Annotated in this window: 16 protein-coding genes; 5 read left to right on the top strand and 11 right to left on the bottom strand. The window is 40.8% G+C overall.

Annotated elements, in window-relative coordinates; genetic code table 11:
• Positions 1–635: 635 nt before the first annotated feature.
• The 8 genes from pdaA to cax all read right to left on the bottom strand — a co-directional run bounded on the left by pdaA (position 636) and on the right by cax (position 10191).
• Complete coding sequence (gene pdaA / locus AC1Q59_RS10320; RefSeq protein ID WP_492365727.1) at positions 636–1427, bottom strand: delta-lactam-biosynthetic de-N-acetylase; 792 nt, start codon at positions 1425–1427, stop codon at positions 636–638.
• Positions 1428–1569: 142 nt separating this feature from the next.
• Positions 1570–3117 carry a fumarate hydratase gene (locus AC1Q59_RS10315; RefSeq protein WP_492365726.1) on the bottom strand — a complete coding sequence of 516 codons (1548 nt, stop codon included), beginning with the start codon at positions 3115–3117 and terminating at the stop codon, positions 1570–1572.
• A 181-nt stretch (positions 3118–3298) separates the two neighbouring features.
• Positions 3299–4786, bottom strand: a complete 1488-nt coding sequence (locus AC1Q59_RS10310; RefSeq protein WP_492365725.1) for a YjiH family protein — start codon at positions 4784–4786, stop codon at positions 3299–3301.
• Between the two features lie 93 nt (positions 4787–4879).
• Positions 4880–5869: an agmatinase gene (speB, locus tag AC1Q59_RS10305; protein WP_492365724.1), complete on the bottom strand. Its 990-nt coding sequence runs from the start codon at positions 5867–5869 to the stop codon at positions 4880–4882.
• 96 nt (positions 5870–5965) lie between these two features.
• Positions 5966–7321, bottom strand: a complete 1356-nt coding sequence (locus tag AC1Q59_RS10300) for a sigma-54 interaction domain-containing protein (protein ID WP_492365723.1) — start codon at positions 7319–7321, stop codon at positions 5966–5968.
• Between the two features lie 119 nt (positions 7322–7440).
• A complete protein-coding gene (locus AC1Q59_RS10295; protein ID WP_492365722.1) occupies positions 7441–7626 on the bottom strand; it encodes an SE1561 family protein in 186 nt (61 codons plus the stop codon).
• Between the two features lie 164 nt (positions 7627–7790).
• Positions 7791–8639 (bottom strand): YfkD family protein, encoded by an 849-nt coding sequence (locus AC1Q59_RS10290; protein WP_492365721.1) that lies wholly within the window; start codon positions 8637–8639, stop codon positions 7791–7793.
• A 493-nt stretch (positions 8640–9132) separates the two neighbouring features.
• Complete coding sequence (gene cax / locus AC1Q59_RS10285) at positions 9133–10191, bottom strand: calcium/proton exchanger (protein WP_492365720.1); 1059 nt, start codon at positions 10189–10191, stop codon at positions 9133–9135.
• A 155-nt stretch (positions 10192–10346) separates the two neighbouring features.
• Here cax and AC1Q59_RS10280 point away from each other — a divergent pair, with 155 nt between their 5' ends.
• On the top strand, positions 10347–11534 hold the full coding sequence (locus AC1Q59_RS10280; protein WP_492365719.1) for an MFS transporter: 1188 nt from the start codon (positions 10347–10349) through the stop codon (positions 11532–11534).
• A 347-nt stretch (positions 11535–11881) separates the two neighbouring features.
• Complete coding sequence (locus AC1Q59_RS10275) at positions 11882–13813, top strand: heavy metal translocating P-type ATPase (protein ID WP_492365718.1); 1932 nt, start codon at positions 11882–11884, stop codon at positions 13811–13813.
• Between the two features lie 565 nt (positions 13814–14378).
• Here the strand turns inward: AC1Q59_RS10275 and AC1Q59_RS10270 are convergent.
• From AC1Q59_RS10270 to AC1Q59_RS10260, 3 genes are read right to left on the bottom strand one after another with little or no spacing between them, the layout of a single operon-like run.
• A complete protein-coding gene (locus AC1Q59_RS10270; RefSeq protein WP_492365717.1) occupies positions 14379–15209 on the bottom strand; it encodes a YihY/virulence factor BrkB family protein in 831 nt (276 codons plus the stop codon).
• Positions 15210–15233: 24 nt separating this feature from the next.
• A complete protein-coding gene (locus tag AC1Q59_RS10265) occupies positions 15234–15554 on the bottom strand; it encodes a YtxH domain-containing protein (protein ID WP_492365716.1) in 321 nt (106 codons plus the stop codon).
• Between the two features lie 19 nt (positions 15555–15573).
• A complete protein-coding gene (locus AC1Q59_RS10260; RefSeq protein ID WP_492365715.1) occupies positions 15574–16041 on the bottom strand; it encodes a low molecular weight protein-tyrosine-phosphatase in 468 nt (155 codons plus the stop codon).
• Between the two features lie 156 nt (positions 16042–16197).
• On the opposite strand from AC1Q59_RS10260, the gene AC1Q59_RS10255 reads away from it, so the two are divergent.
• The 3 genes from AC1Q59_RS10255 (at position 16198) to AC1Q59_RS10245 (ending at position 18170) form a co-directional block, all read left to right on the top strand.
• Complete coding sequence (locus tag AC1Q59_RS10255; protein WP_492365714.1) at positions 16198–16425, top strand: DUF1128 domain-containing protein; 228 nt, start codon at positions 16198–16200, stop codon at positions 16423–16425.
• Positions 16426–16629: 204 nt separating this feature from the next.
• Complete coding sequence (gene mnmH, locus AC1Q59_RS10250; RefSeq protein ID WP_492365713.1) at positions 16630–17688, top strand: tRNA 2-selenouridine(34) synthase MnmH; 1059 nt, start codon at positions 16630–16632, stop codon at positions 17686–17688.
• Between the two features lie 158 nt (positions 17689–17846).
• Positions 17847–18170 carry a helix-turn-helix domain-containing protein gene (locus AC1Q59_RS10245; RefSeq protein WP_492365712.1) on the top strand — a complete coding sequence of 108 codons (324 nt, stop codon included), beginning with the start codon at positions 17847–17849 and terminating at the stop codon, positions 18168–18170.
• The last annotated feature ends 25 nt before the right edge of the window (positions 18171–18195 follow it).

The following is an 18195-nucleotide window of genomic DNA, read 5'->3' as shown; positions in this document are numbered from 1 at the left end:
TCTATAACGAAAAAAGAAAGCACTCAACCTTGGGGAACTTTTCACCAAATCAATATGAGAGAAACCACCAACAAGGTTGTACCGAATTTATCTCGTAAATTAGACATTAGTATTAGAAATGGGCAGTCATGGTTTTCGACTGACCATTTCTAATACTGGACCAAACGAAGTGCGGTAGTGGTTTTAGTTTTAAAAATCTCAAATTTTATTGTCCACTTTCTTGACAGAAGACCATTTTAAGGTAATCTTGTCTTTAATGAAATTGATGATAGACATTTCTCTGCTTTTTTCTCCTCAGCTTGTCTTTCATAAACTTAATGATAGACATTCCTCGGCTTTTTTGGCCTTAGCTTGTCCTTCATGAACTCGATGATAGACATCTCTCTGCTTTTTCCGAGTTAGTTTGTCTTTCATGAACTCGATGATGGACATGCCTCCGCTTTTTTGGCCTTAGCTTGTCCTTCATGAACTCGATGATAGACATTCCTCTGCCTTTTTTGCCTCAGTTTGTCCTTCATGAATTCAATGATAGACATTCCTCTGCCTTTTTTGCCTCAGTTTGTCCTTCATGAACTCGATGAAAGCCTTTGCTATAATTTTTTGACATAGCTTGGGCCTTCATACAAAAAAACAGTCTAATACGGAATATCATCATCCATCGCCTTGCTCATCATAAGGTCATCCAGTGTTTTAAAGGTATAGCCTTTTTTCTTCAAATCCTGAATGACTTTTTCAAGTGCGTCTGCGTTGTCCTTCGAAACGGTATGAAGCAGCAGAACCGCTCCTGGATGGATTTGTCGCATGATATTATCATAAGCGTACTGCCAGCCTTTTTGCTGGTCCACATTCCAATCCTTAAAAGCCAGCGACCAGAAAATATGGGTGTAGCCTTCCTGTTTCGCAGCTTGAATGGTTCGTTCGCTAAAAATGCCGCGCGGCGGTCGCAGATAAGCCATGTTTTTGATGCCCGTTAATTTTTCTGTACCCTCGCGGACCATCTCCAGCTCTTTGGCAATTTTCTCGTTGCTTATTGTTGTCATGTCTGGGTGATGCCAGGAGTGATTTCCAATAATATGGCCTTCGGCAGCCATGCGCTTGACCAGGTCTGGTGCGCTTTCAATATAGTGTCCTGTGATAAAAAATGCTGCAGGCACCTTTTCCTTTTTCAAAACATCTAAAATATGAGCGGTATAGCCGTTTTCATATCCATTATCAAAGGTTAGATATATCTCTTTTTTCATGGGATCTCCCTTATAATATGCACCAAGTCTGGCAAGCATATCATCTAAGGGCTTTCCGGCATCAGCTGGCTGCTCATTGGAACCTTTTTTAAACCCCCAATGAATCGGGGAATTGGCATATTCAGCGTAAGCAGCAGTTGATAAAAGCACATATATAACACCTAGAACGATTAGTTTTCTTAGCACCTTCGCTCCTCCTCTAATTTTTTCTTATTGTTTGTGGAGAGGAGGAAAACATTCGCTAAACTACAGTGCCAATAATAGGAAAGAAAGGTACAAAAAAACGGTTCCTGTGCTATAAAGGCACATGAACCGTCTTATCAAATAATTAGAATACTCTCTCTTTAAATTGCTCTAATTTCTCAAGTGAAGATTTGTCAACGTCAGCGTGCAAGCTTTTTCCATGTGAGTCCATAGTTACTACGGCTGTGAAGCCTTCTACGCGTAAGTGCCACATAGCTTCTGGAATACCGAATTCCATTAGGTCTACGCCTTCGACTTCTTTGATACAATCTGCATAGTATTGTGCAGCGCCGCCGATTGCGTTTAGGTACACACCGCCATGCTCTTCAAGAGCAGCCAGCGTTTTCGGACCCATACCGCCTTTACCGATGACAGCGCGGATGCCGAACTTCTTCATGATGTCACCTTGGTATGGCTCCTCACGAATACTTGTTGTTGGGCCAGCAGCTTTTACATGCCATTTGCCTTCGTCATCTTTCAGCATAACAGGACCGCAGTGGTAAATTACTTGTCCATTTAGGTCAACTGGAGCATCGTGGCTCATTAAGTGATGGTGAATGGCATCACGGCCAGTGTACATTCTTCCGTTAATTTGAACAACATCGCCAACTTTTAAGCTGCGGATTTGCTCTTCAGAAATCGGAGCCTGTAACTGAATAACCTGTGTTTGAGTCTCAGAAGCTGCAGCTGTTTCCTTTTCAGCCTGCGAAGCACCGAAATCAATTTTTTCCCCATCTTGATACATCCATTGATTAATTTCGCCTGTTTCAGGGTTAATCTCTACACCTAGACGGCGGAATGCCCAGCAGTTATACGCTACTGATACGAAGAAGCTTGCTGGAATACGGTGCATCACACCAACTTTACAGCCTAAAAGTGTAGTTTCTCCGCCAAATCCCATTGTTCCGATGCCAAGCTTGTTTGCATTTTCCATCACATATTCTTCTAATTTACGAAGATCTTCGTTAGGATTCTCATCGTCTACAGAACGGAATAGCTGTTCTTTAGCTAGATCATATCCTGAAGAACGGTCACCGCCGATGCCAACTCCGATAAAACCGGCGCTGCATCCTTGTCCTTGTGCCTGATAAACAGAGTGCATGATACATTTGCGGATACCGTCAAGGTCACGGCCAGCACGGCCAAGTCCTTCTAGTTCACAAGGAAGGCTGTATTGGATGTTCTTATTTTCACAGCCGCCGCCTTTTAAAATTAAGCGGACATCAATGTAATCTTTTTCCCATTGATCAAATTTAATGACAGGCACGCCTGCACCCAAGTTGTCTCCGCTATTTTTTCCTGTTAGGGAGTCAACTGCATTTGGACGCAATTTTCCATCCTTTGTTGCCTGTACAATAGCGTTTTTGATAGCTTCTTTTAGTTCAAGCTGGTTGACGCCAATTGGAGTTTTAATTTTGAAAGTTGGCAGGCCTGTATCCTGACAAATAGGCGATACATTATCATCAGCCATTTTAATATTATTAGTAATCGTTCCTAAGCTCATCGCAGCTCTAGTTCCAGCACTTTCGCTTTCCTTTGCTGCTTTCACTGCCCGGCGAACGTCCCTCGGAAGATTTGTAGAAGTCTCTACTACCAGCTGGTACATGCTTTCTTGGAATTTCTCAATATTCATGTATGTTCCCCTTCCCCTTTGCACTGCTTAATTCTATTACGAAAATTATAATAATTAACCGTCTACTATTATACCCCTAACCTGAATATTAGAAAAGACATAGGTTCAATGTTGGAAAATGGGAAATTTTATAGCCTAAAACCCTCTTCTATTAAAAAAAGAGCCAAGATTGGCTCTTTAGTTAAAAGAAAATATGCATAAACACCGCAACAATTGGAATCGCAATGAGTGTCCTTAATAAGAAAAGCAAGGCCAGTTCGCCGAACTTAACTGGAAGCTTGGTTGCCAGCATAACAACTACGGTTTCAGAAAGGAAAATAATTTGAACCATAGAAAGAGTTGTTATGAAATATCTAGCGGCAATATCGATTATTTCAATTTTATCTGCGATTAGCAGAACAGGAAGAAACATTTCTGCAAATCCAACAGGGATTGAAGGGGCGATCTCTTGCGCATTTGGAACAGCCATTACATTCAAAAGCGGAACAAAGATTTGACCAATCCAATCGAATATAGGCGTATACTCGGCAATTATTAATCCTGTAATGCCCGCTGCTGACAGCAATGTTAGCACTTTTGGAATGACCATAAACCCATCAACCAAGCTTGAATAGATTTCTTTAAAAATCCCTTCGGCAGTATAGGCACGTTTAGCTGCACGGTCCAATCCTTTTTTCAGCATCCCTTTTTCGAATCTTGCTTCGCCTTTGCGATCACTGTCTGTTTGAATTTTTCCGCTCGAGTATTCATTCAGCTTTTTCGATAATGGCGGTATTCTTACCATTACAAATGTAATGATAAAGGTAATTAATAATGCTGAAAAGTAGGTTTTCAGAAAATGGTCGCCTAATCCAGCCGTATTGATCACCAATAGGGCGAACCCGACGCTAACCGCACTGAAAGACGTTGCAATAACAGCGGCTTCTCTTTTTGTGTAAACGTTCATTTTATATAATTTGCTTGTGATGATAACTGCCATGGAAGATGAAGTAACAAAAGAGGCGATGGCATCAATCGCGCTTTTCCCAGGAACCTTGAATACCGGGCGCATAATCGGTTCTAAAAGGGTCCCAACAAAATCGATGCCGCCATAATTTAATAGAAACGGCATGAAAAACGCACCGACAATAATGATCCATAATACGCCTAAAACGATGCTTGGGATAACAGTTCCGCCCGTTGCACTTCCGACAATCCATTCGGGTCCTGTAAACTGGGCAAAGCTGATATGGAAGGTATAGATAACCGTATAAATAGCGCCTACGAGATATAAAAAGGGGTGAAAAACTGAATCATGGCCGTAATAGTCTTTGAGGAAGGCATTGCTTTTTGCAGCGAATTTCCCATAGAAGCTAGCAACGGTATTCGCAACCATAATCAGAGAAACAATCCAAAGTCCGGCATTCCCTAGCAATTGCACAAAATAATTATAGATATAGCCAAATAAAATATCTGTTTTTCCATTGATGCTTATCGGAACAAAGAATACCATTAAAGCGATTGCAGTGAAAATGATTGACTTTGCTAAACCAATCTTGTATTGACTCTTATTAATCGTAATAAAATCAACATAGCTGGGGTCATCCCGGTCGGGTATATCAATCTTTTCCTTTAAACTCTCTTCCTGATAAACTTCCTTCTTCTTCAGAACAGCTGTATTTTCATTCATATAGGTCACCTCCAAAAATTTCGTGGCCAAGGATACAGGGACAGGTTTATTGTCCTTTGAAGAAAGGACACGGTGCCTGTCCCTCTGTCCGTATTATTTTAGTGCGCTAAGCTGTTCTGGTTTTGCTGCTTTGTCTTTCTTTTCTTTTAAGATAAAGCTGATGAAGTCAAGGATGATTCTTGCTCCGACTTGACTGGTTATGCCTGTTGTATCATATGGAGGTGACACTTCAACAAGGTCGAATCCAATAACATTGCCTCTTTTGGCAATAGCCTCAAGCAATTCATTTACTTCATCGTAAAGCAGGCCACCTGGTGATGGTGTTCCTGTCCCTGGTGCAATGGATGGGTCAAGTCCATCAATATCAATGCTGACATAGTACTGTTCTCCTTCTGGAATCATATCGATAATTGCATCTGCTCCCATTTTTCTCATCTGTCTTGGAGATAAAATAACACTTCCATATTCTCTTGCCGCATCCACATCTTCTTTTTTACTGCTGCTGATTCCACGGATGCCTAATTGCCACATTTTTTGAACATGATCCATTTCGGACAATCGGCGGAAGGTACTTCCATGGCCATATCTTTGGCCAGAGCGATGGTCAGCCCAGTCCAGATGAGCATCAATATGAATAACATGAAAAGGCCCAATAGAATCCAATGCTCTCCCAACCGGAATCGTAATGGAGTGATCCCCGCCTAGAACCACTGGCATTGCTCCCTTTGCAATAATTTTTCTAACAGCCTCTTCTGTATTATCAAAGCATTGCTCAAGATCGCCATGAACCATATCAACGTCACCGCAATCGACTACTTTACAGTCTGGTCCGAGATACATAATATCTTTTTCAATATCATAAGCACCGTCCAGGCCGAAGCTGTATAAAGTAGAACCTTCCCTTAAGCCACGTGGTCCCATTCTTGTTCCAGACTTCCATTGTGTCCCCATATCATAAGGAACACCGATAACCGCTACTTCTGCATCTAATTCATCTAAATTCGTACAAATTGGATATTTCCCAAAAGAACAGATCCCGGTAAAAGGAAGATTTAAAAATTGCTTTTCATCTGGTTTAACCATTCGTCATTCCCCCTAGTGTTTTTAAAAATATGTTTGGATATTACTACTGCAAAAAGTATGCCAACACTAGGGGAGGGATTTGAAACAGAAAGCTAGTCAAAATTGACTAAGCACTGTAACATACTTTCTGATTTTTCGACTCGCTTTCGACTGGCTAATTCCAAGTTTTTTCGCAAGCTTGACACTGCTTGGGTATTTTTCATACATTCTGACGATAAAATCTGCCTCTATCATTTCCATATATTCATCCAGCGTCATATCCTCTTCAAGCCTTCGCTTCTCCGCCCCCGCGAGTTCACAATCAATCACATCATCATTCGAGGTGATTAACATTCTTTCTACGTAATTTCTCAGTTCTCTTATATTTCCTGGCCATTCCTGATTGCTGATCCATGAAATCATCTCGGTCGAAAAGCGCTTGTTCATCTTATACTTTTCATTTAACTCTTCTGCCAGTTTGTAAACTAAAGGGGGAATATCTTCTTTACGTTCTCTTAGCGGTGGAATATAAAGCTTTATCACATTAATGCGATAATAGAGGTCTTCACGAAACTTTTTCTCTCTGACCAGTTTTTCGAGGTTCTGGTTGGTAGCACAAATAATTCTGCAATTCAGCTCAATCCTTGCATTTCCGCCAATCCGATGGATATAGCGATTTTGCAGTACGGAAAGCAGCTTTACTTGAAGGTTTAGAGGCAACTCTGCAATTTCATCGAGAAAAATAGTCCCCTTGCTGGCTGATTCAAAATATCCCTTATGGCCGCCTTTTTTAGCTCCGGTAAAAGCACCTTCTACATATCCAAAAAGCTCAGATTCTATAAGCGATTCAGGAATGGCCCCGCAGTTTACTTCAATAAACGGCTCGTTTTTGCGATCAGAGATTTGGTGGATATAATGAGCGATATAATTTTTTCCGACACCGGATTCTCCCTCCAATAAAACCGTCACATCAAGTTCAGATACCTTTTGCGCAGTATGATAGACTTGGACCATTTGCTCATTTGTTGAAATGCCATAGTTTCTATTTCTCATCTTCTCAAGCTCTTTTTCATATCGCTTAAGCGTCTTTTCTACCTCATCGTTGGTATTTCGTAAGTAATCAAGTTCAGTAATATCCCGTGAAAAACTAATGGCTCCCAATAGCTCGCCATTTCTATCGATAACAGGATAGGCTGAAACAATAAGTTTTCTTTCCGTTCTGGTCACCTGTATGGTTGTTTCTGTCTTTCTTGATTTAAGGACCTTTCCCGTAACCGACGGGGACAAAATCCCTTTTTCCTCTAAATGAAAAACACTTTGATAAAGAGTCTCTTCTGCTTTTATGCCAAAAAGCTGAGTAAAAGCAGGGCTTACATATAGGACATTCCCTGCAGCATCTGTTATAAAAATTTCATCAAACGAAAATTTTAAAATATGTTCCAAAAGGATTTTTGCATCAACAGTTGAAAGCATCCTGCTCGTCCCCCTAGTCAAATATGATTATATAATATTCAAAATTGACTAAAAATTCAATACAAATAAAAAGGACGGTACTTTTTCCTCAGAAAAAAAGAGCCCCAATTGGGAGCTCCTTATAGATCGCGATGATTAAATTCACGGCATTTAGATTCAATATCGTCAATAATTCTGATTAAACGGTCAATATCATCAACCTCTGTCTCCTCTGGCTCAATCGCATCCAGAAGATCGAGAAACATATTTAAACGCTGTTTTAAAAAATCGACTTGGCTGTTTTTATCTGCAATCGGACTGCCCAAAACGTTCTCTCCTTTCGTTACGATACCATCCTACCGAAAAATTTAGTGCGGTGCAACATCTGGCGGCAAAGGAAACTGAAAAATGAATGAAACTTGGACTGTTTGTTCGCAAAAACTTGCGCCCCTTTTTTAAAAAAACAAGTCAGCCAAAAAGGCTGACTTTGTTACCTTGGACGTTCTGTTGCGACAAAACCGAATGATACATGATCCTGGATTGGAATCCAGGCACCTACACCTTGAGATGTCACATTTTTAATGATGATCATTTTTTTGTTTCCTTTTAACATGAGGAACACTTCACCGTAAGTTACTTTCCCTTTTTCGTTGATTGCTGGAGCGTAACCATATAAATAGCCTAAACGCTTCGCAGGTATATTATATTTGTGATCTTTTTTTGTTCCGCCGCCAATGACTGTTTCAAAAGCAAGAGGCAAACCTGATTTATCCATCGCTTTTAAAAGCATCATTTTTTTAACTTCTTCCGCATTTGGTACTTTCGCAGTTAATCCGCCTCGGACGATTTTTTGTGTTTCTTGAACATAATGAATCTGGTATGGGGCATTTCCACCCCGGTTATCATAATAATTCGTGTTAATTTTTTGATACTCCCAATTTGGAGATGTTTCCGATGACTCATAATTCAGCGGCCACTGGCCAAGGTATATAATAGCCCTGTAACCGATAGCAAAAGGAGTACTATTGATTGTCGTTTCATTTAACATGCGAATAAGGTCTGGATTTTCTATTTTTACCTTTGATGAATTAATTAGCTCCTGTGTCAGCTCGCTTGGCTGCAAGGTTGGCATATCCTGCGCAGGATTTGGATACGTATTTTCCTTGGTAATCTGCAGCACAGAATTTGGTATAGCAATTCCCTTTTTCTCAGGTTCCTGCTGTTTTGCCGGCTCTGCCTGTTTCTTTGTTGTATCAGCTTTTGACTCCGCCCAGGCAGTTTGCTGAATAGGTAATAATAAAATTAGACCTAATAGGAAAATGGACATGTATCTTTTCATGCTGTCGGTCTCCTTTCAACTCACAATCTTTGCTGTTTGTTTATAGTTTTTTCGGAGTTCAGCTTTATTATCCATTCCCTGTCATAAATTCATACCTTAAAATCTGTTTACAAAATGTTCCTAAAGACCTAGCTTTTGTAATATTATTTTAAAACTCAGAATATTTACAAATGTCCATAATCGTTGTATAATAATTTTACTTTAAGAAAAAGGAGGGCCGTTAAGTCAATTCGCTTACAAAATTAAAACAGGAGGATAAAATTATTATTGGAAAGTCATCAATCAAAAAAGCAAGGTTTAGCACTAAATAGTAAAGGTTGGTGATGCGTAAGAAAGCGAGTAGATTTATAATCATCTAATATGGAACGGATAAATACTTATGATATTAAAAAAACGACCCTGACAATCGCTATCAGAGTCGTTTTTTTATTTTTGGCATAGAAAGTGATGCGCCTATAGTTGAAATCAACGGCAATATTGAACAAATCCATTTTTATAAAAGGTAAAAACCAATTCCCATAATGAGATAGGCTGCAAGCAGTGTGCCCCCCTCAAACCAGTTCGTTTCCCCATCATTAGAAAGAATTATCATCAGGAGCGCAGCCGTCACCATTGTAACCAATTCAGGCATGGTAAAGACCAAAGGCATCGATATTGGGAAAAACAGCGAAACGAGAACGAGCAGGGGCGCAACAAACATCGCTACCTGAAGCGTTGATCCGACCGCGATCTCAACCGTAATATCCAGTTTGTTTTTATAGGCCATGATAATTGCCGAAGCATGTTCGGCCGCATTACCGACGATTGCTACAATTACTACCCCGATAAAGAGCTCTGACCAGCCAAAGGTTTCACCGACTGTTTCAAATGTATGCACTAAATGCTCTGATACATAGGCAACGGCAATGGTTGCAACGAAAAGAACAATAACCGATTTCCATTTTCCCCATTCCGGTTCTTCCTCTTCATGGTTTGATTCCTTGGACTCATTTGTAATATAGACACCTCGGTGAGTGACCAGCTTAAACAACAATGCTGCCAAATATAAAGTAATTAAGATGATGGAGATCCCGACACTAAAAGTTAATGTATCCTTTTCAGACATCGTCATGGAGAAAATCTCCGGAATGACAAAAGCGACGATAATGCTAAACATAAGGAGACCAGAATTATGTCTGGCATCATACACATTAAATGTCTGCCGCTTATACTTAAGTCCCCCAATAAAAAAAGACAGTCCTGCTACTAACAGCAGGTTTCCAAGCACAGATCCAGTCAACGAGGCCAATACAACCCCAATTAATCCTTCTTTTAGTGCAAAAATGGATATAATAAGTTCAACCGCATTTCCAAATGTCGCATTCAGCAGCCCGCCGATTCTTGGTCCTGCAATAATAGCTAGACTTTCCGTTGCTCTGCCCATAATGCCGGCAAGCGAGATGATCGTTAGACAGTAGATAATGAACAGGATAATGCTTGACCAGTGAAGCAATGTCCCAATCACTGAAACTGGCACACCGATAAACGCGAGTATCGTTAAGATTTTATTCATAGCCTCAGTTCTTCCTTTCTAAAAAAATGTCACGATTTCCCTCCCAGTTTTGTTTTTCCTATTCTTCCCGATTTCCAAAAAATCATGATTTATCTTGCCAAGAATCAATATTCCAGATACCATCATTTTGAAAGCAAACATCGAGAGGTAATAAAATGTCAAAAGAACGCTTACGATTTTGGATATTAGTCAGCATTGTTGCTATTTCGGGATTCAGTCAGGGAATGCTTCTCCCCTTGATTGCCATTATTTTTGAAAATGAAGGAATTTCCTCAAGCTTGAATGGCTTAAACGCAACAGGCCTATATATTGGGATTTTACTGATTTCGCCTTTTATGGAATATCCTTTAAGAAAATATGGATATAAACCTGTAATTATTTTGGGCGGGCTGCTTGTTGTCGTTTCACTCATCCTATTTCCTTTATGGAAATCTTTCTGGTTTTGGTTTGTCTTGCGGATGCTGATCGGTATTGGCGATCATGCGCTGCATTTTGGGACACAAACATGGATAACCTCTTTTTCGCCGGATCATAAAAGAGGAAGAAACATCTCTCTTTACGGTTTATTCTTTGGTGTCGGGTTTGCAGTTGGACCGCAAATGGCTTCACTTATCAAATTTAGTGAAGCACTGCCATTTATTGTATCCTCATTTCTGTGTTTAATTGCCTGGCTATTTTTATTTTCTTTAAAAAATGAATTTCCAGAGCAGACGGCTGAGGTGAATTCTTTTAAGGAGACAATGAAGCGATTTAAGGATGCTTCCAAATATGCATGGGTGGCGTTTTTGCCTCCTCTGGGCTACGGATTCTTGGAATCATCTTTAAATGGAAGCTTTCCGGTATACGGATTGCGTATCGGCCTTGATGTACCGAGCGTATCCCTGCTCTTAACCTCATTTGCTGTAGGGGGAATTATTTTTCAATTACCGCTTGGGGTGTTAAGTGATAAGTATGGAAGACGCAATATTATGATGGTCATTTTGTTTGCCGGTTTTACCGCTTTCACCGCAGCGAGCTTTTTAGAGGAAACTTTGCTAGCCCTTACCATTTGCATCTTTTTTGCCGGAATGGTGGTCGGATCGACTTTTTCCCTTGGCATAAGCTATATGGCCGATCTTACGCCTAAAAATCTCCTGCCAACTGGCAATCTGCTTTGCGGAATAGCCTTCAGCATCGGAAGCCTAGCCGGCCCATACCTTGGCGGAATCTTTATTCATTACTTCAAATCCATCAGCTTTTTCAACATCATTAGCTTCATGCTGCTAATGATCTTTCTAATCGTCGTCATATTTGGCCAAAAAGAAACCGTCTCTAAACAAAGCGGCTCCTCCGCCTCGGTTTAAAGAGTACTTGGCGACCTTTAACGCTTTACCGCATCGGGGGCCTGTCCCCCATTGCTTTAACACATTACACTATCGGGGGCCTGTCCCCCGGTGCTTTAAAGTGATGATGTGTGGCGGATTTTTGACAATCAGAATTTTCCAAGGAAAACGGCGAACATTTTCCTTTTCATTCAATATGTTATATAGTAAACTAAAGTTACATTAAAATATTTCTAAATTGGTATTTTTTATGCTGTCGCCTATATGGCGGCAGCTTTCGTCGTTTTTTGGGGTAATGATTGTGATTATTTTTCTCAATTAGAAAGAAACAAATGAAAACCAATATCAATTGAGGGAGGGAAAGAAAAATGAATACAGAAGTAAAAGCTTTAGCCAAAAGTCCAATTACTGAAAAAGAAGATTCTCTTATCGAGAAAATTAAGCCGCATGCTGAACTAATTGCTGCCTTACTCAGCGGTGTGCTGATTGCTGCCGGCTGGCTTCTAGATAAGACTGATTTTGGATCTGCCTCCGTAGTTGCATATCTACTAGCCTTTGTGATCGGCGGTTTTGCCAAAGCCAAAGAGGGTATTGAAGAAACCATTGCCAATAAAGAATTAAATGTAGAAATGCTGATGATCTTTGCAGCTATTGGTTCTGCAATTATCGGTTACTGGACAGAAGGCGCGATTCTCATCTTTATTTTCGCAGTAAGCGGTGCCCTTGAAACCTATACAATGAACAAAAGCCATAAGGAGATTTCTGCTTTAATGGAGATCCAGCCTGAAGAGGCATTAAGAATAACCAATGGTTTGGAAGAAAAAGTTCATGTTTCTCTGCTTTCTATCGGTGATCTTATCCTAGTAAAGCCCGGGGAACGCGTGCCTTCTGATGGAAAAATTATAAAAGGACACACAACGATAGATGAAGCAGCGATTACAGGTGAATCACTGCCTGTTTCCAAAGACAGCGGGGATAATGTTTTTGCCAGTACGGTTAATCTGAACGGGTCGATCACTGTAGAAATTACAAAGCCGAACAGTGAGACCCTATTCCAGAAAATTATCCAGCTGGTGCAATCTGCACAAAGCGAGAAGTCCCCTTCACAGCTTTTTATCGAAAAATTTGAAGGGACGTATGTAAAGATCGTTTTAGCTGTTGTTGCTTTAATGATGTTCGCTCCCCACTTCCTTTTGGGCTGGACATGGACAGAAACGTTTTATCGTGCGATGATTCTACTCGTTGTTGCGTCGCCCTGTGCACTTGTCGCATCAATTATGCCAGCCACTTTATCTGCCATATCAAGTGGCGCACGGCACGGGATTCTTTTTAAAGGCGGGGTACATTTAGAAAACCTAAGTCATCTGAAAGCAATTGCCTTTGATAAAACAGGAACGCTGACAAAAGGAAAACCTGAAGTTACGGATTTCATTGTCGCTAGCGGTCTAAATACTGACGAAGTTCTCTTAAAAGCTGCATCAATTGAAAGCCACTCTGGTCATCCATTGGCAAACGCGATTGTCAAATATGCAAAAGAACATTTGCAGCAATCGCTTATCAGTCCTGAAAGCATTGAAGATGTAACTGGATGGGGTGTCCAGGCAACGATTGATCAGGATGAGTGGAAAATTGGTAAAGCAAAGTTTGTTGGTACAGATGCTGCTATGAACTTTTCAGACGGTGCCGCAGGAAAAATGGCAAGCGAAGGAAAGACGGTAGTTTTTGTGCAGAAAAACGCGGAGATTGCCGCAATCATCGCCCTTAAAGATGTGGTTCGCGAGGAAACCAAGCAGGCAATCGATCAGCTGAAAACTCAGGGAATCTACACAATCATGCTGACCGGCGACAGCAAAAATACCGGAATGGCGATTGCTAAAGAATCCCATGTTGATGATTATATTGCCGAGTGCCTGCCGGAGAACAAGGTCGACCATCTTAAGGATTTACAAAAAACCTACGGTACAGTAGGAATGGTTGGTGACGGCATCAACGACGCTCCCGCTCTTGCCACCGCAAATGTGGGGATTGCGATGGGCGAAGGAACAGACGTTGCCCTCGAAACAGCTGATGTTGTCTTGATGAAAAACGATCTGCCGCGGATTGCAGAAGCCATTAATCTGTCTAAGCGAATGAATCGGATTGTTAAGCAGAATATTGTATTTTCTCTTACAGTCATTTCGCTTCTAATCGCTTCAAACTTCCTGCAGTTTGTCGATTTGCCGTTCGGTGTGATTGCGCACGAAGGCAGTACGATTTTAGTTATTTTGAATAGCTTACGGCTGTTAAGATCGCAGAATTAACTTATGAGTCCTTCATCTCTTTTTGGTGAGGGACTTTTTTGGATTAGGTTAACTGCATGGGCTTAGCCTTCATATCATCAATGTAGGACATTCTCTACTGATTTTTGCTCCAACTTGGCCTTCATAACCCCGATGAAGGACTTTCTCTATGAATTTTTGCTTCCAACTTGGCCTTAATGACCCCGATGAAGGACTTTCTCTTCGAAATTTTCCCCCAACTTGGCCTTCATAATCCCGATGCAGGACTTTCTCTACTGATTTTTGCTTCAAATTAGCCTTCATGACCGCAATAAAGGTCTCCCCCGCCAAATTCCCAGCATCATTTAATCCAAATAATACAAAAAACCCCGGGTTCAACCCCGGGGCCCCCATTTAATGATATCCATTCTGTCCATTTGCAGAGCCGGATGTTTTTTGCTTAGGTTTGTTTTTCCCTTTTTGCTTTGTACCGCCATCTTTTTTGACCATTGATATAAGCCTCCTTTTCAAAAGACCAATATTTTTCCCCTTGTCATATTCTTTGATCTAATCCTTTTTTTATCCCGACAAAAAAAGGAAAGCCTCGCTATTCGAAGCAATCCTCCTTTTTCACTTTGCTGAATGCAGCATTGATTTCGCCGCCTATGATGATTATGATCCCTGTCAGATAAAACCAGATCATGAGAATGATAATAGCCCCAATGCTCCCGTAGGTTGCGGAATAATTACTGAAATTGGTCACATAAAAGGAAAAAGCCAAAGATGACAGCTCCCAGCCCACCGTGGCAAAAATCGCCCCGGGAACAACGCTGACGCATTTAAGCTTTTTGTTCGGCGCGATCCAGTACAGACCAGTGAAAACAATGAACAAAATAATCGAACTGAGCAGCCAGCGAAGGGTGTTCCAAATGGTCAAAAATTCATCAGAAAGACCTAATTTCGCAAATAAATAGATCCCAATTAGCCGCCCAAATACAGGTAAGAGCAGTGCCATCACAAAAACAAAAATCATAGCAAAGGTAAATAGTATCGCCATGCCTCTGGCCACTATAAATGACCGGCTTTCCTTCACATCGTACGCCTTATTAAACGCACGAACGATAGCATTGATGCCATTTGAAGCAGACCACATCGTGGCGATAATACCGAACGAAAGCAAATGGCCATTTTTCTGTGAGAGCTGCAGCAAATTCGCTTCAATTAATTCAATACTGTCCTCTGGGGCGAAATCACGTATAACCGCCAAAATATCTTCCGTTGTAATCGGCAGATAGGGCAGCAAAGCCACTAAAAATAGAAGTAATGGAAAAAGCGAGAGCAAGAAGTAGTAAGCCAGCTGCGCCGCGAGGCCAAACAGTTCATCTTCCAAAACCCTTTTCCATAATTGCTTAAGCAAATTTGAAAAGGCCTGCGCCATTCCAACACCTCACATTTAGATTGATTATTTTTCTTCTATAAAAGCTTCCTTCGTATCCTCAACAAGCCCGGCAACATATGGAGTCGTCTCTTTCAGCTCGTCCACTTTTTCTGCAATGAAGGAAACTTCTTCACTTACCTGTTCAATCGCTGTTTTAATTTGGTTCGACATTTCTTTAGCCCGATCAATGGCTTCACCAGGATTCTTTACGTAATGAGTAACCTCTTTCGTTGCCTTTTTACATCCTGAAGCTACTGTTTCTCTTGTGTCTTTATCAAGCAGGCTCAGTGCGCCACCAGCCAAAGCACCGTATAGTACGCCTTTCCAAAATAATGATTTCCCCATGTTTTTTCCACTCGCTTTCCTATATATTATGGTTTGACCTGAGCTCTTTTAACAGCCCCTCACAGCCTTTTTTCACAAGCTCATATGTTTCATCAAAATCCCCTGTAAAATATGGGTCAGGCACATCTTTACTTTCATCATCAGCAAAATCTAGAAGCTTAACAACTTTGGTGTTTGTCTCCCCTTTTCGCCAATTTTCTAAATTTTGGATATTCGATGCATCCATCCCCACTATGTATTGAAACCTTTGAAAATCATCTGCTGAAACTTGCCGGGCCTTTAATCCCTCTGCACCAATGTTATATCTTTTTAAAATTTGTCTAGTCCCTTCGTGCGGCGGACTGCCGACATGCCAATTTCCCGTACCGGCCGAATCAACAGTGATTTCACTTTCCAAGCCTTCCCGTTTTACAAGGTCACGAAACACCGCTTCGGCCATCGGTGACCGGCAGATGTTTCCTAGGCATACAAAAAGAACATTAATCATATATAAAATTCCTCCTTGCCACCATTTTCTTTCAAAATGATATCTTCTGCAACCTTTAACCATAAACCTTTTAAATATGGTTGACAATCTGTGAATAACATGGAAAGATGGGGATACTAGAGAACTGACGGTACATATTTAAGAGGGGGAATTCGGGTGGATTTAGCACAAAAGTCTGTTGAAAATGTTGAATATATGATTGAAAAAATTAAAGAAAAACTAAAAGTATTAAACTTTGGAGCAATCAAACCGTCCCATTTTGATGAAGAAATGTACGAGGAGTTAAAGGATATTTACGATCTTGTCATGAAAAAAAACTCCTTCAGCCCGAATGAAATGCAGGCAATTGCCGAGGAACTGGGCAATCTTAGGAAGAATAAGTAAGCAGACGCAGCCTCTTTTTGGGGGCTGTTTTGTTTTTGTATAAGAATAATTCATTATAAAATTGGACAAACCGGTAATAATTCCAAAAGACAATTTTTCTAGAAAGAGTTACAATAGTATAGTTGTGAGTCGGACGCCTCAGATTTTGCCAAAAATATCTGAGTGCAATCTCCGAGACGGAACTGATAAATGGAGGCACCAAATATGAGAGAAATAAGTGTTGATCAATTCATTCATACGGAAAAGGCTATTCCGGTTGATGTTCGGTCACCTGGCGAGTTTGAAGAATTTCATATTCCGGGTGCAGTCAACGTACCATTATTTACGAATGATGAACGCGCCCTTATTGGGACGATTTATAAACAGGAAGGTTCAGATGTAGCGAAATGGCGGGCAATGGAGATTGTCTCTGCAAAAATCCCAGACATGCTCGGCAAAATTAGGGATTTAATGCAGGATGGCGGACATCCAGTTATTTACTGCTGGCGCGGCGGCATGCGCAGTAAATCGGTTGCTACCTTTTTATCATTCGCAGGCCTTTCAGCCACACGATTAACCGGAGGGTATCGCGCCTACCGGCAGTATATATTAGAAGCAATACCCAATCTTGTTCCGCAAAAGGCGATTTCCATTCATGGAATGACGGGCGTTGGAAAAACAGAAGTGCTTCATAAGCTAGCGGAAAAAGGCATGGCGGTTATCGACCTGGAAGGAATGGCTGCACACCGCGGATCCATCTTCGGTTACTACGGGCAATACCTGGGCCACAGTCAGAAAACCTTCGATGCCCTGCTTTTTGACACTTTACTAAAAATAAAGGACAAACCGTTTTTCTTTATCGAAGCAGAAAGCAAGCGAATCGGAAAGGTTGTTCAGCCGGACGTCCTTCTTGACTTGAAGCAAGATGGAATCAACATCAACCTGCAGGCTTCGCTAAAAACGCGCATTGAGCGAATTCACCGCGACTATGTTGAGCCATATTTAAACGAGGATTGGTTTCTTGACACCATTAAGGAACGGTATGCCTTTATCAGGAAGCGCATGAAAGACAAAGAGGCTATTCAAGCATTAGATGATTCATTAGAAAATCAAGATTTTAGACTCTTTATAAAGGTTTTATTAGAATCCTACTATGATCCGCGATATGCCCACAAACAGCTGGAATATGAAAAGCCATTCCATCATATTGAAGCAGATGATGTGGATGCAGCAACCGAGGAAATCATTAAGCTTGTGGAATCAAAAAGTGCTCTTGCAAACTAAGCGGAGCACTTTTTTATATAAATTGGTTTCAAATCGTACAAAACGGGTAAATAAGGAAATATACTGAACATTTTACATATTATGTTCGTAATATGGAACTTCGTACTGTTTTTTGATATAATAGGAATAATTATTAATAGTAAGGTGTGTGAGATTGGATGATCGGTGAGCGTGTAAAAACTTTGCGTAAAGAAAAGAAAATGTCGTTATCCGAGCTTGCAGAACGGGCTGGCGTAGCCAAATCCTATTTAAGTTCATTAGAACGGAACCTGCAAACAAACCCTTCAATACAATTTCTTGAAAAAATCGCTGGCGTCTTAAATGTACCCGTTGATCATTTAATACACGAGCAGCCAAATAAAGACGAGCTAGATTCAGAGTGGATCAACATTGTCCAGGAAGCAATGAATTCAGGGGTATCAAAAGACCAGTTCCGCGAATTTCTAGAATTTAATAAATGGAGAATTGATCAGAAGAAATAAAACAGGAGCCTATCAATGCTTCTGT

The sequence above is a fragment of the Cytobacillus sp. MT66 genome, from assembly GCF_058792595.1.
The sequence above is the reverse complement of the archived record's forward strand: the minus strand, read 5'-3'. Positions and strand labels throughout refer to the sequence as shown.

Coding starts and splice junctions, on each gene's coding strand:
- AC1Q59_RS10315 (WP_492365726.1), bottom strand. CDS start 3,117: ATGAATATTGAGAAATTCCAAGAAAGCATGTACCAGCTGGTAGTAGAG.
- speB (WP_492365724.1), bottom strand. CDS start 5,869: ATGGTTAAACCAGATGAAAAGCAATTTTTAAATCTTCCTTTTACCGGG.
- mnmH (WP_492365713.1), top strand. CDS start 16,630: ATGAGAGAAATAAGTGTTGATCAATTCATTCATACGGAAAAGGCTATT.
- AC1Q59_RS10270 (WP_492365717.1), bottom strand. CDS start 15,209: ATGGCGCAGGCCTTTTCAAATTTGCTTAAGCAATTATGGAAAAGGGTT.
- AC1Q59_RS10290 (WP_492365721.1), bottom strand. CDS start 8,639: ATGAAAAGATACATGTCCATTTTCCTATTAGGTCTAATTTTATTATTA.
- AC1Q59_RS10260 (WP_492365715.1), bottom strand. CDS start 16,041: ATGATTAATGTTCTTTTTGTATGCCTAGGAAACATCTGCCGGTCACCG.
- AC1Q59_RS10280 (WP_492365719.1), top strand. CDS start 10,347: ATGTCAAAAGAACGCTTACGATTTTGGATATTAGTCAGCATTGTTGCT.
- AC1Q59_RS10265 (WP_492365716.1), bottom strand. CDS start 15,554: ATGGGGAAATCATTATTTTGGAAAGGCGTACTATACGGTGCTTTGGCT.
- AC1Q59_RS10245 (WP_492365712.1), top strand. CDS start 17,847: ATGATCGGTGAGCGTGTAAAAACTTTGCGTAAAGAAAAGAAAATGTCG.
- cax (WP_492365720.1), bottom strand. CDS start 10,191: ATGAATAAAATCTTAACGATACTCGCGTTTATCGGTGTGCCAGTTTCA.
- AC1Q59_RS10300 (WP_492365723.1), bottom strand. CDS start 7,321: ATGCTTTCAACTGTTGATGCAAAAATCCTTTTGGAACATATTTTAAAA.
- AC1Q59_RS10310 (WP_492365725.1), bottom strand. CDS start 4,786: ATGAATGAAAATACAGCTGTTCTGAAGAAGAAGGAAGTTTATCAGGAA.
- AC1Q59_RS10275 (WP_492365718.1), top strand. CDS start 11,882: ATGAATACAGAAGTAAAAGCTTTAGCCAAAAGTCCAATTACTGAAAAA.